Consider the following 13,057-nt stretch of genomic DNA (forward strand, 5'->3'; position numbering starts at 1 on the left):
CGCCCTTTCTTTTAGCCGTTCTTTGAGACCTCGGGTAGCATCTTTGTGCAAGAGCCCCTTGCGCTATTGCGCCAGGGGCTTCGTCTATTCCGGGGCAGCATCCGAGGCAGACTCGGGCCGTACACGCCACACCCATACGGGGGCGACGGCCCCTGACCTTGGACATGCCCCGCCCGGAAGGGGTGTACGCCTGTGCCCGCACTTGTGCTGCTCGGTGCTCAGTGGGGTGACGAAGGCAAGGGAAAGGCCACTGACCTGCTCGGTGGCTCGGTGGACTATGTGGTGCGCTACCAGGGCGGCAACAATGCCGGCCACACGGTCGTCGTAGGCGACCAGAAGTACGCGCTGCACCTCCTCCCTTCCGGGATTCTCTCCCCGGACTGCGTGCCCGTCATCGGCAACGGAGTCGTCGTCGACCCGTCGGTCCTGCTCTCCGAGCTGAGCGGTCTGAACGAGCGCGGCGTCGACACGTCGAAGCTGCTGATCAGCGGCAACGCGCACATCATCACGCCGTACAACGTCACGGTCGACAAGGTGACGGAACGCTTCCTCGGAAAGCGGAAGATCGGGACCACCGGCCGCGGCATCGGCCCGACCTACGCCGACAAGATCAACCGCACCGGCATCCGCGTGCAGGACCTCTACGACGAGTCGATCCTGCAGCAGAAGGTCGAGGCGGCGCTGGAGATCAAGAACCAGCTCCTGACCAAGCTGTACAACCGGCGCGCGATCGAGGCCGGCCAGATCGTCGAGCAGCTCCTGGAGCACGGCGAGAACATCAAGCAGTACGTCGCCGACACGACGCTGATCCTGAACAACGCGCTCGACGACGACAAGGTCGTCCTGTTCGAGGGCGGCCAGGGCACGCTCCTGGACGTGGACCACGGCACGTACCCCTTCGTCACCTCCTCGAACCCGACCGCAGGTGGTGCCTGCACGGGTACGGGCGTGGGCCCGACGAAGATCAGCCGCGTCATCGGCATCCTGAAGGCGTACACGACCCGCGTCGGCGCGGGCCCGTTCCCGACGGAGCTGTTCGACCAGGACGGCGAGGACCTGCGCCGCATCGGCGGCGAGCGCGGCGTCACCACCGGCCGTGACCGCCGCTGCGGCTGGTTCGACGCCCCGATCGCCCGCTACGCGACCCGCGTGAACGGCCTGACGGACTTCTTCCTCACCAAGCTGGACGTCCTCACCGGCTGGGAGCGGATCCCGGTCTGCGTGGCGTACGAGATCGACGGCAAGCGCGTCGAGGAGCTCCCGTACTCCCAGACCGACTTCCACCACGCGAAGCCGGTCTACGAGTACCTCCCCGGCTGGTCCGAGGACATCACCAAGGCCCAGACCTTCTCCGACCTGCCGAAGAACGCGCAGGGCTACGTGAAGGCCCTGGAGGAGATGTCCGGCGCCCCGATCTCCGCGATCGGCGTGGGCCCGGGCCGCACGGAGACGATCGAGATCAACTCGTTCGTCTGAGCCGCCCGCCCCTGGGACACGGGGCTCGCGGTGCACAGAGCTCACCCGAAGGGGTGGGTCGCGCCGAAGCGCGACCCACCCCTTGCGCTGTCGGTGGAGACCGGAATGTTCCCCCGGTACCGCGCCCCTCAGTAGCCCTTGTCGTACGTCAGCTCGCCGCTGCCGTCGGTGTTCGCGCGCCGCAGCTTGCCGTTGCCGAGGATCGTGATCACGCTCGGGTCGCCGGGCGTGCAGGACGACATGGGTTCGCCGACCGTGATCACGGTGGGGCCGATGTGCAGCCGCTCGTCGGAGGCGGACTCCAGCTTTCCCTCGAAGACGCAGTGGTACGTGCCGCCGTCGTCGGTCGGTCCGTCGGCCGTCACCGAGAGGACCGTGTCGCCCTTCTCGCCCTGCTGGAGGGTGAGTTCGCGGGTGCTGTGGCCGGACTTGGTGTCGAGCCCGCCGTTCCAGGTGCCCAGGTACTTGTCCGGGATGGTGCCCTTGTCCTCCTCCGGTGTGGACGTCGGGCCGGGGGTGGTGGGGCCCGGCGTCGGGGAGGAGGGGCCCGGGGTCTTCACCCCGCTGTTGGCGCTGTTCTTGGCGTCTTTCCCCTTGTCCCCGGAGTCGTCGCCGTTCATGACGGCGTAGACGGTGCCGCCCGCTCCTATGGCCACTATCAACGCGACGACGATCAGCGCGGCCGTCGAACGGCCGTTGCGGCGCGGCGGCTCGGGCGGCGGCACCGGACCGTACGGCGGGGTCGCGCCCGGCCCGTACGGGGGCGTGGGCCCATATCCGGGCGGGAGCTGCTGGGGGTGGTTCGGGTAGCCGTAGGCGGCGGGCCGGGGGTGCTGCTGCGGGTGCTGGGGGTAGCCGTACGCCGGCATGCCGGGCGGCGGGGCGGGCGGCGGGGCCTGTCCGGACACCATGGTCGGCAGGTGGTCGAGGGGCGGCGTGGAACCGGGCGTGCCGGGAGGCGGCGGCGTCGCGGCGGAACCATCCGCCCCGGCCTGGTCGCCCGGACCGCTCGTGTCACCCGCATCGGCCGCATCACCCGCATCAGCCGCAGCTCCCGCGGCTCCCGCATCGGCCGGAGCGGCCCCCGCGCCCGCCTGATCACCCTTGCCCGCAGCCGCAGCACCACTCGCAGCCGCGGCACCACCCGCAGCGGCCGCAGCCGGGCCGGAAGCAGCGGCACCGCCGGACGCACCACCGGGCACGGCCGCCCCCACCGACGACCGCTCCTCCGGATCCTCCGCGTCCAGCAACTGCACGGCATGCCGCCCCAGCTGGGCCACGAGCGCGCCCGGCAGCCAGGGGTCGAGGGTGCGGCCGTCGCCCAGGGCGTCCGCCGCCCCCGTCCGCTCCTGGATCTCGTCGAGCGAGGGGCGGGCCGCCGGGTCCTTCCGCAGGCAGGCGCCGATCAGTTCGGAGAGGCTCTCGGGGAGACCGGAGAGGTCCGGCTCCTCCTGCGCGATGCGGAACATCAGCGCGTGCACCCCGCTGTTGGCCGTACCGAAGGGCAGCGCCCCAGAGGCCGCGTAGGCGAGGACCGAGCCGAGGCAGAACACGTCGCACGCCGGGGTGATGCGGTCTCCGCGCACCTGCTCGGGCGCCATGAAGCCGGGCGAGCCGACCAGCGCGCCGGTGCGGGTCAGGCCGCCGTCGGTGACCGTCTCCAGGGCACGGGCGATGCCGAAGTCGATGACGCGCGGGCCGTCGATGGTGACCAGGACGTTCGACGGTTTCAGGTCGCGGTGGACGATGCCCGCCGCGTGGATGTCCTTGAGCGCGCCGGCGAGCCCGGCCGCGAGGATGTTCACGGACCGCTCGGGCAGCGGGCCGTGGTCGTGCGAGACGACGCCCTGCAGCGAGGGCCCCGCCACGTACCCCGTGGCGACCCACGGGATCACCGCCTCGGTGTCCGCGTCGAGGACCGGCGCGGTCCACGCGCCGCCCACCCGCCGCGCGGCCTGCACTTCCTGCCGGAAGCGGTTCCTGAACTCGTCCTGTTCGGCGAGCTCCTGGCGGACCAGTTTGACCGCCACGGTCCGGCCGCGGTCCGAACGCGCCAGGTACACCTGGCCCATGCCGCCGGCGCCGAGGCGCGCCAGCAGCCGGTACGCGCCGATGCGCTGCGGATCTCCGGGCACGAGCTTCTCCATCGCCGCACCGACCTCCCCCACTGGTGTGCAACAGAGTGAGGATAGTGCGGCGGTACGACAGGGTGGGGCCCCCTTGGCTCTACGGTTCCGTAACGGGTTGGTCGCACACCGCCGCCGGCCGCTTCCTTAACGTCCACGAGGGGCGCCCTTAACCCGCGGATCCCTAGCGTCCCCGGCATGGAAAGCACCCTGACCCTCAGCGCCCACCTGGGCCTCGATCTGGCCGCGGTCGCCCTGCTGACCTTCGGTGTCTTCTATCCGCGGCACCGCAGGCGCGAGCTCGTCCCCGCGTACCTCGCGCTGAACGTGGCGCTGTTCGCGGTGGTCGCCGGGCTCGGGACGGTCGGCGGCGACGGCGGACTCGCCCTCGGCTTCGGGCTCTTCGGCGTGCTCTCGATCGTGCGGCTGCGCTCCGACGCCCTGCAGCACCAGGAGGTCGCGTACTACTTCATCACCCTCGTGCTCGGCCTGCTCTGCGGTCTTCCCGCGCTGGACCTGCCGGTCGCCGCCGGGCTCGCGGGTGTGCTGCTCGTCGTCATGTACGGCGCCGACCACCCGCGCCTGTTCGCCCACGACCGGCGGGCCGTCGTCACGCTGGACGCCGTGTACCGGGAGGAGACCGCCCTCCGCGCCGAGCTGGCGCGGCGGCTCGGGGAGCCGCTGGGGTGGACCGTCCAGGAGATCGATTTCGTACGCGACCTCATGGTGCTGGAAGTCCGCTTCCGTCAGCCGGAACCTTCCGCGCGCGCCCGGGAGTTCGTACGGAAGACGGCCCGATCCATCGACCACGATCAGCAACGACGACGCACGACCCGGTCCGACACGATCGCCCCCAGGTACCCGAAGGAGACCGTGTGAACCCCGCCGTACGCGCCATCGGCCGCGCCGCGCTCGCCGCGCACCCCATCGCGCTCGACGAAGTGAACGCCAGGGCGGAGCTGCTCGCCCGCTACGACAACAGCTATCTCGTGCCCGTCGAGATATTCGAGGACCTCACCGCCCTGCTGACCGACCCCCGGCGCTCCGGCGGCCCCTTCCGGGCGCTCAGCATCGGCGGCAAGCGCTGGTTCCGCTACCACTCGACGTACTACGACACCCCGGAGCTCGGCACCTTCCACGACCACCGGCAGGGGCGGCGGCTGCGCTACCGGATCCGTGAGCGCGTCTACCGCGACAGCGGGGAGCGGCAGTTCGAGATCAAGCTGAAGAGCGGCCGGGGCGAGACCGTCAAGCACCGGCAGCGGCTCGAGGGCGACGACCACGCCCTGGACGCGGCGCGGCGCGGCTTCCTCGCCGGTGTGCTGCGCGGGTCGTACGGCATCGAGGCGCCCGAGGGCCTCACGCCCTCGCTCGTGACCGACTACCAGCGGGCCACCTTCGTCGCCGACGGGCAGCGCATCACCTGCGACGCGGGTCTGGTCGTGCGGGACACGGCGACCGGCCGCAGTGCCGTCGCCGACAGCGGCCTCGTGCTGGTGGAGACCAAGACGAAGGGCAGTCTTACGGAGGCCGACCGGCTGCTGCACCGGTTCGGGGTGCGGGCCGCGGACTTCACGAAGTACTGCGGCGGATATGCCGCGGTCCGCCCGGAGCTGGGGATCAACAAGTGGGCGCGGGCGGTGCGGACGGCGTTCCCCCGGGAGGTACGGGCGGGAAGGTGAGCGTGACGCGGGCGCCGGACCCGGAGTCGGTGTTGGCCGTCTCGAAGCGGCCGCCGGCCTCCTCGGCGGTGCGGCGGGCGATGTCCAGGCCGAGGCCGGTGGAGCCGGCTCCGCTGGTGCCGCGGTCCGGGGCCGTGCCGCCGGGGAAGCCGGGTCCCTCGTCGGCGACGGTCAGCTCCGCGCCGCCGTCGGCCGTCCGGCGGACCGTGAGGGTGAACGGCGTGGCCTGAGGCGTGTGGTCGAGGACGTTGCCGATCAACGCGTCCAGGGCGGCGGCGAGTTCGTCGCCCGGGACCGGCACGAGGACCTCGTGCGGCGGTGTCGTGGTGCGCGTGGCGCGCTCCTGGTCCTCCGCCAACGGCTCCCAGAACGCGGCGCGTTCGCGGGCCACCGCCGCCAGGTCAGCCCGCGGCGCCGCCCGCAGCGGGCGCCGCGCCTTGCGGATCACGTCGTCGACGCTGCGTTCGAGGGCCGTGACGTCCGCCGTGATGCGGCGGGCCTCGTCCGGGTCGCGGAGCGTCTCGGCGTCCAGGCGCAGCGCCGCGACGGGGGTGCGCAGGCGGTGGGCCAGGTCGGCGGCGTTCTCCCGCTCCGCGGTGAGGAGTTCGTCGATACGGGCCGCCAGGCGGTTCAGCTCGCCGGCGACCAGGCGGAGTTCGGGCGGGCCCTCCGGTTCCGCGCGGGCCGTCAGGTCGCCCGCTGCCAGCCGGTCGGCGGTACGGGCGAGGCGGCGGGTGGCGCCGACCAGGCGGGCGCCGAGCCGGTCGGCGAGGAGCAGCCCGAGCAGGACGAGGCCGACGCCGATGCCGGCCAGGACGAGCCAGGACGCGAGGGTGCCCGCGTACAGCTGTTTCTCCGTGAGGGTCACCTGGACGACGGCCGTGCCGTCCTTGGCGCCCTGGACGGGGACCAGGACCAGGCGGCTTCCTGAGCTGGTCTCGTAGGTGAAGGCGCGGCCTGTGCGGGCGAGCCGTACGGGGTCCGTGACGGCGGCGTGGCGCGGGCGCGCGCCGATGACCCGGCCGTCGGCGAGGATGAGCGAAGTGGCGGGCAGCCCCTCGCCGTTGACGCTCTCCACGGTCTGCTCGGCCGTCGCGCGCTCGTCGGCGGTGGCCAGCGCGGGGCCGAGGGCATGGGCCACCCACTGGGCGCGGGCGGTGGCCTCGGCGGTGGCGCGGTCCGCCGCATGGGTGCGGGTGAGGAGGGTGAGCGGCACGAGCAGGGCGGTGAGGACCAGGGCGGTGGTGGCCGCCGTCAGGAGCAGCAGGCTGCGGCGCATCGGTCTAGTCCGCGTCCCGGCCCTCGGGGGCCGCGAGTTTCACGCCCACCGTGCGGACCGTGTGCAGATAGCGGGGTTCCTGGGCGGTCTCGCCCAACTTCCGCCGCAGCCAGGACAGATGGACGTCGACGGTCTTGTCCGCGCCGCCCAGGGGCTGCTGCCAGACCTCGGCGAGCAGTTCGCGGCGGGAGACCACCTGGCCGGGGCGGCGGGCCAGATAGGCGAGCAGGTCGAACTCGCGGGGCGTCAGGTCGAGCGCCGCCTCGTCCAGGGTCACCTCGCGGGACGCGGGGTCGATGGAGAGCGCGCCCACCCGCAGCGGCTCCTCCGTCTCGCCGACGCCGAGGCGGCGCAGCACCGCCTTGACCCGCGCGTCCAACTGGGCGGCGCCGAACGGCTTGACGATGTAGTCGTCGGCCCCCGCCTCGAGGACCTCGACCATCTGCGGCTCGTCGTCGCGGGCCGTGGCCACGATGACGGGGACGTCGCTGACGGCGCGGAGCATGCGCAGCACCTGCGCGCCGTCGACGTCCGGCAGCCCCAGGTCGAGGACGACCAGGTCGGGCCTGCTGGTCACCGCGGCGTCCAGGCCCGCCATGCCGCTCGGCGCGGTCGCCACGGCGTGTCCCTTGTCGCGCAGGGCCCGTACGAGGGCGCCGCGGAGCTGGGGGTCGTCCTCGACGACGAGAAGATGGGCCATACAACCACCGTAGTGAGGGGCGGGGTCGGCACCCTTGTCGGGGTCTTAACCGGGCGTTAGGAAACGATGCGGCACAGTGGCGGGATGAGGAAGTGGCGGAGCGCCGTCGGCACGGCGGCCTGGGTGGCCGTGGGGACGGCGGCGGGGGCGCTGGGCGCGTGGCAGCTGGCGAGTTCGGACGGCGGGGGAGGGGCGGCGCACAGTCGTCCGCTGGACGAGGCGGCGGTTCGCAGGGCGCTGGCGTCGTCATCGGCGTCCCCTCGTCCCCCGGCGCCGTCCTCGCCCACGGCGCGCCCCTCTTCCCCCTCCTCACCCCCACCCTCGCCGGAGCGTTCCACCGTCCGGTTCACAGGGGGTGCGGCGACGGTGGAGTGCCGGGCCGACGGGACGGTGTACCTGGTCTCGTGGAGCCCGGCCGACGGCTTCCACATCGACGACGACGTGGAGCGGGGGCCGGGCGCGGCGGCCCGCCTGGAGGCGGAACCCGGCGACGACGAGGAGCAGGACGACCTCCCGTACGAGATCCGCTGCGCGGCGGACGGCCCCCGGGCGAAGGTGGTCCCCGACAGGGACGGCGACTAGGGGGGGCGGGGGGTGGTGTCTCCAGTGCGGCTGGTCGGTGGCTGGTCGCGCAGTTCCCCGCGCCCCTAAAAACCCCCCGAACCGCCACCTCCAGGGTGACCGCACCCCGGGCACCCCAGGGGCGCGGGGAACTGCGCGCCCAGCCCCCACGACCCGCAGGGAAATACCGAACCGCACCCCGGATAGCCAAGGGGCGCGGGGAACTGCGCGAGCAACCCCCACCACCCGCAGGGAAATAACGAACCGCACCCCGGGTACCCCAGGGGCGCGGGGAACTGCGCGAGCAACCCCCACGACCCGCAGCAAAAGTGAGACCCGCACGAGTCCTATCCAGGGGCGCGGGGAACTGCGCAGGCACCCCCCACCACCCGCAGCCAAAAGCCGACCGCGCCACGCGACACTCTGTCGGGTTCCGTCCGTCACGTCAGACAGGACGCCCATACCGTGTCCGCTCCGTGGACATTTACCCTCGGCCTCATGACCCCTCAGCCGAATCCCCAGGTCGGCGCCGCCGTGAAGGCCGCGGACCGCGCACACGTCTTCCACTCCTGGTCCGCACAGGAGCTCATCGATCCGCCGGCCATCGCCGGCGCCGAGGGCTCGTACTTCTGGGACTACGACGGGAACCGCTACCTCGACTTCACCAGCGGCCTCGTCTACACCAACATCGGGTACCAGCACCCGAAGGTCGTCGCCGCGATCCAGGAGCAGGCGGCGACGATGACGACGTTCGCGCCCGCCTTCGCCGTCGAGGCCCGCTCCGAGGCCGCACGCCTCATCGCCGAGCGGACCCCCGGCGACCTGGACAAGATCTTCTTCACCAACGCGGGCGCCGACGCCGTCGAGCACGCCACCCGCATGGCCCGCCTGCACACGGGCCGCCCCAAGGTGCTCTCCGCGTACCGCTCGTACCACGGCGGCACCCACCAGGCGATCAACCTCACCGGCGACCCGCGCCGCTGGGCCTCGGACACCGGCACGGCGGGCGTCGTCCGCTTCTGGGCGCCGTTCCTGTACCGCTCCCGCTTCTACGCGGAGACCGAGGCGCAGGAGTGCGAGCGCGCCCTGCAGCACCTCGAGGACACCATCGTCTACGAGGGCCCGGCGACCGTCGCCGCGATCATCCTGGAGACCGTGCCGGGCACGGCCGGCATCATGATCCCGCCCCCCGGCTACCTCGCGGGCGTGCGTGAACTCTGCGACAAGTACGGCATCGTCTTCATCCTCGACGAGGTCATGGCCGGCTTCGGGCGGACCGGCGAGTGGTTCGCCGCCGACCTGTTCGACGTCACGCCGGACCTCATGACCTTCGCCAAGGGCGTGAACTCCGGATACGTGCCGCTCGGCGGCGTCGCCATCTCCGGGAAGATCGCGGAGACCTTCGCCGAGCGCCCCTACCCGGGCGGCCTGACCTACTCCGGCCACCCGCTGGCCTGCGCCGCCGCCGTCGCCACGATCAACGTCATGGCGGAGGAGCGCATCGTCGAGCACGCCGCCGCCCTCGGCGCCCAGGTCATCGGTCCTGGCCTGCGCGCGCTCGCCGAGCGCCACCCCTCGGTCGGCGAGGTCCGCGGCACCGGCATGTTCTGGGCGCTCGAGCTGGTGAAGAACCGGGAGACCCGCGAGCCGCTCGTGCCCTACAACGCCACGGGCGAGGCGAACGCCCCCATGGCGGCCTTCGGCGCCGCCGCCAAGAAGCACGGCCTGTGGCCCTTCATCAACATGAACCGCACCCACGTCGTCCCGCCCTGCAACATCACCGAGGCGGAGGCCAAGGAGGGCCTCGCCGCGCTGGACGAGGCGCTGACGGCGGCGGACGAACACACCGTGTAGCGCACCCTCACCCCGCGGTGACGGCGGGCGGGGGCCCTGTCGCGGCCCCCGCCCCCGCAACCCCGACCACGTAGTCTGACGTGCTCGTAAGCAAGACCAGAGCAGGACCAGAGCACGACGACCACGTCGAGGCGACCACGCCAGACTCCGCGGGGGAGGCCCACCACCATGCCCGGACCCGACGGCCCCGCCGTCATCCGCAGCACGCTGCGTCAGCAGATCGCCGACGCCCTACGTGACGAGGTCCTGGCCGGCAGGCTGGAGCCGGGCCAGGAGTTCACGGTCAAGGAGATCGCGGAGCAGTACGGCGTCTCCGCGACCCCCGTCCGCGAGGCCCTGGTCAACCTCACCGCGCAGGGGCTCCTCGACGCCGACCAGCACCGCGGCTTCCGCGTCCACGAGCACACGCTCGCCGACTACCGCGCCATGCTGGAGGCCCGCGGCCTCATCGCCGACGGCATCTTCCGCGACCTGGCCGCGCACGGCGCCCGCACGGACGCCGCCGACGCGCTGCTCTCCGTACGCCGCCGCGGCGAGGAGGCGGCCCGCGCGGCCTGCGCCGGCGACCTGACCGTCCTGATCGGCTACGACCTGCGCTTCTGGCGCGAGCTGAGCGCCCTCTTCGGCAACCCCTACCTCTCCGACTTCCTGCACAGGCTGCGCGTGAAGTCCTGGGTCTGCGCCGTCACCCACCTGCGCCGCTGGAGCGAGAGCGGCGGCGGCGACCTGCGCGGCGTCCTGTGGTCCCGGCACACCGAACTCGTCGACGCGCTGGCGCGCCGGGACCCGCGGGCCGCCCACGCCATCGTCGTGGAGTACAACGCGCACTCCCTGGCCCTGATCGAGCGGCTGGCCGCCGCATGAGCGTCGATCTGACCGTCGTCGTCCCCGCGTACAACGAGGAGCGGCGCCTCGGCCCCACCCTGGACGCGCTGCGCGAGCACCTGGAGATGACGGACGCCGGCGCCTGGGAGCTGATCGTCGTCGACGACGGGTCCACCGACCGCACCGCGGAGATCGCCGCGGAAGCCGCCGCCGCCGACCCCCGCGTCCAGCTCCTGCGCGGCGAGCGCAACCGCGGCAAGGGCCACGCCCTGCGCGTCGGCGTCCTCGCCTCCTACGGCCGCCGCGTCCTGATCACCGACGCCGACCTCGCCGCGCCCATAGAGGAGCTCGGCCACCTCGACAAGGCGCTCACCGACGGCCACGCGGCCGCGATCGGCTCCCGCGCCCGGCCCGGCGCGACCATCGGCGCCCACCAGCACCGGCTGCGCGAACTCCTGGGCCGTACCGGCAACTTCCTCATACGCACGGTCGCCGTCCCCGGAATCCGCGACACCCAGTGCGGCTTCAAGCTCTTCGACGGCGACCGGGCCCGAGAGGCGTTCGCCGCGTCCCGGCTGCGGGGCTGGGGCATAGACGTCGAGATACTGCAGTACTTCCGGCGGGCCGGCTGGCCCGTCGCCGAGGTGCCCGTGCGCTGGTCCCACCAGGAGGGGTCGAAGGTCCGGCCGCTGGACTACGTCAGGGTCCTCGCCGAGCTGACCGCCCTGAAGGCCCGCGCGGTCAGCCGCGCCGACGTCGTCGTCGCGCTCCTCTTCCTGGCCCTGTCGGCGTTCCTCTTCTCCGGCCGGCTCATCTCGCCGGCCCACCGCTACTTCCCCGACTCCATGCAGGACCAGAACCAGTGGGAGTGGTTCTTCGCGGTGACCGCGGACAACGTCCGCCACCTCCACAACCCCCTGGTCACCACCCTCCAGAACGTCCCCGACGGCGTGAACCTCATGGCCAACACGGTCATGCTCGGCCTCTCCGTCCCGCTCGCCCCCGTCACCTGGCTCCTCGGCCCGGCCGCCGCCCTGAACGTGGCGATGACCGGCGGCCTCGCCGCCACCGCCGTCTCCTGGTACCGGCTGATCCGCCGCCGCCTCGTCCCGCACCGGGGCGCCGCCGCCCTCGGCGCCGGACTCGCCGCCTTCGCGCCCCCGATGGTCAGCCACGCCAACGCCCACCCGAACTTCATCGTCCTGTTCATGATCCCGCTGATCATCGAGCGGGCGCTGCGGCTCTGCGAGGGCACCCGCGTCGTACGCGACGGAGCCGTCCTCGGCCTCTACGTCACGTACCAGATCTTCCTCGGCGAGGAACCCCTCCTGCTGGCCGTGGTCGGCATGCTGCTCTTCGCCCTCGCCTACGCCGTGGCCCGCCCGGACGTGGCAAAGGCGTCCTGGCGTCCGCTCCTGCGCGGCGGCGCGGTGGCGCTCGCCGTCGCGCTGCCGCTGATCGCCTTCCCCCTGTACTGGCAGTTCTTCGGGCCGCAGAGCTACAAGAGCGTGCTGCACGGCGACCAGGCGGGCAACGGCCCGCTCGCCTTCCTCTCCTTCGCGGAACGCTCCCTCGCGGGCAGCGCGGAGAGCTCCGACCACCTCGCCCTGAACCGCACCGAGCAGAACGCCTTCTTCGGCTGGCCGCTGGTCGCGCTGGCCTTCGCGATTGTCGTACGCCTGTGGGAGCGCCCGGCGGTCAAGGCGCTCGCCTGCACCGTCCTCGGGGCGGCGCTGCTCTCGCTGGGCCAGAAGATCCGCATCCCGCTCACGGACGTCGTCCTGCCGGGCCCCTGGGCGGCGCTCTCCGGCCGTCCGCTCTTCGAGTCGGTCATCGAATCGCGCGTGGCCATGGTGTGCGCCTCCGCGCTCGGCATGCTGCTCGCGCTCGCGGTGGCCCGGCTGCTCGCCGCCCCACGGCGCACACCCCTGCGGTACGCGGGTCTCGCGGCCGTCGCCGCCGCCCTGCTGCCGGTCCTGCCCGCGCCGCTGAAGGCCGTGGACCGGGCCGACGTGCCGCCGTTCATCGCGCACGGCACCTGGCGGGCCTACCTGGGCGAGGGCGAGACCCTCGTCCCGGTACCGGTCCCGGACGCCGCCAACGCGGAGGCCCTGCACTGGCAGACCACCGCCGACCTGGGCTTCCGCATCCCCGGCGGCTACTTCAACGGCCCCTGGGGCCCGGACCGCGTCGGCATCTACGGGCCCTCGCCCCGCAACACCTCCAACCTGCTGCGCGCCGTCAGCTCCACGGGCCGCGTCCCCGACGTCACCCCGGCCTGGCGGGCGGCGGCCCGCGAGGACCTGACGTTCTGGAAGGCGGGCGTCCTGGTCCTGGCGCCGCAGCGGAACGACACACAACTGCGCAGGACCGTCGAGGCGCTCCTTGGCCGCCCCGGAAAGTGGGTAGACGGCGTATGGGTGTGGGACCTGCGTCCGGGCCGCGTACCGGTGGCGCACAAGGGCAGCTGACGGGCCCCTCGCCCGACTACGCTGCCTGCACGCCGGGCACGTACACCGCACGCACACGACCGCACGCGCACCACCGCACGCGC

At 72.9% G+C, this 13,057-nt stretch carries 10 protein-coding genes; 7 read left to right on the forward strand and 3 right to left on the reverse strand.

The window, feature by feature from the left end; genetic code table 11:
- Nucleotides 1-192 precede the first annotated feature (192 nt).
- Nucleotides 193-1,476, forward strand: coding sequence for an adenylosuccinate synthase (locus ACZ7DY_RS24300; RefSeq protein ID WP_471138335.1), 1,284 nt, complete (start codon nucleotides 193-195; stop codon nucleotides 1,474-1,476).
- A gap of 128 nt (nucleotides 1,477-1,604) precedes the next feature.
- On the opposite strand, the gene ACZ7DY_RS24305 is transcribed toward ACZ7DY_RS24300, so the two are convergent.
- Nucleotides 1,605-3,623 (reverse strand): serine/threonine-protein kinase, encoded by a 2,019-nt coding sequence (locus ACZ7DY_RS24305; RefSeq protein WP_471138337.1) that lies wholly within the window; start codon nucleotides 3,621-3,623, stop codon nucleotides 1,605-1,607.
- Between the two features lie 177 nt (nucleotides 3,624-3,800).
- Here ACZ7DY_RS24305 and ACZ7DY_RS24310 point away from each other — a divergent pair, with 177 nt between their 5' ends.
- Complete coding sequence (locus ACZ7DY_RS24310) at nucleotides 3,801-4,481, forward strand: DUF4956 domain-containing protein (RefSeq protein ID WP_471138339.1); 681 nt, start codon at nucleotides 3,801-3,803, stop codon at nucleotides 4,479-4,481.
- Entirely contained in the window at nucleotides 4,478-5,284 is an 807-nt protein-coding gene (locus ACZ7DY_RS24315; RefSeq protein WP_471138341.1) for a VTC domain-containing protein, read from the forward strand. Before ACZ7DY_RS24310 ends, ACZ7DY_RS24315 begins: the two co-directional genes overlap by 4 nt.
- Here the strand turns inward: ACZ7DY_RS24315 and ACZ7DY_RS24320 are convergent.
- Both ACZ7DY_RS24320 and ACZ7DY_RS24325 read right to left on the reverse strand, forming a co-directional pair.
- On the reverse strand, nucleotides 5,223-6,563 hold the full coding sequence (locus tag ACZ7DY_RS24320) for a sensor histidine kinase (protein WP_471138343.1): 1,341 nt from the start codon (nucleotides 6,561-6,563) through the stop codon (nucleotides 5,223-5,225). The genes ACZ7DY_RS24315 and ACZ7DY_RS24320 overlap by 62 nt on opposite strands.
- Before the next feature lie 4 nt (nucleotides 6,564-6,567).
- Nucleotides 6,568-7,263 carry a response regulator transcription factor gene (locus ACZ7DY_RS24325; RefSeq protein WP_471138344.1) on the reverse strand — a complete coding sequence of 232 codons (696 nt, stop codon included), beginning with the start codon at nucleotides 7,261-7,263 and terminating at the stop codon, nucleotides 6,568-6,570.
- 84 nt (nucleotides 7,264-7,347) lie between these two features.
- Here ACZ7DY_RS24325 and ACZ7DY_RS24330 point away from each other — a divergent pair, with 84 nt between their 5' ends.
- From ACZ7DY_RS24330 to ACZ7DY_RS24345, 4 genes are all read left to right on the forward strand, one after another.
- Nucleotides 7,348-7,845 carry a hypothetical protein gene (locus ACZ7DY_RS24330; protein WP_471138345.1) on the forward strand — a complete coding sequence of 166 codons (498 nt, stop codon included), beginning with the start codon at nucleotides 7,348-7,350 and terminating at the stop codon, nucleotides 7,843-7,845.
- 477 nt (nucleotides 7,846-8,322) lie between these two features.
- The gene (locus ACZ7DY_RS24335; RefSeq protein ID WP_471138347.1) at nucleotides 8,323-9,678 is read left to right on the forward strand and encodes an aminotransferase class III-fold pyridoxal phosphate-dependent enzyme; all 1,356 of its coding nucleotides are present in this window, start codon (nucleotides 8,323-8,325) and stop codon (nucleotides 9,676-9,678) included.
- 168 nt (nucleotides 9,679-9,846) lie between these two features.
- A complete protein-coding gene (locus ACZ7DY_RS24340) occupies nucleotides 9,847-10,542 on the forward strand; it encodes a GntR family transcriptional regulator (RefSeq protein WP_471138348.1) in 696 nt (231 codons plus the stop codon).
- Entirely contained in the window at nucleotides 10,539-12,974 is a 2,436-nt protein-coding gene (locus tag ACZ7DY_RS24345) for a dolichyl-phosphate beta-glucosyltransferase (RefSeq protein ID WP_471138349.1), read from the forward strand. Before ACZ7DY_RS24340 ends, ACZ7DY_RS24345 begins: the two co-directional genes overlap by 4 nt.
- Nucleotides 12,975-13,057 lie beyond the last annotated feature (83 nt).

The sequence above is a fragment of the Streptomyces sp. NPDC037013 genome, assembly GCF_055607265.1.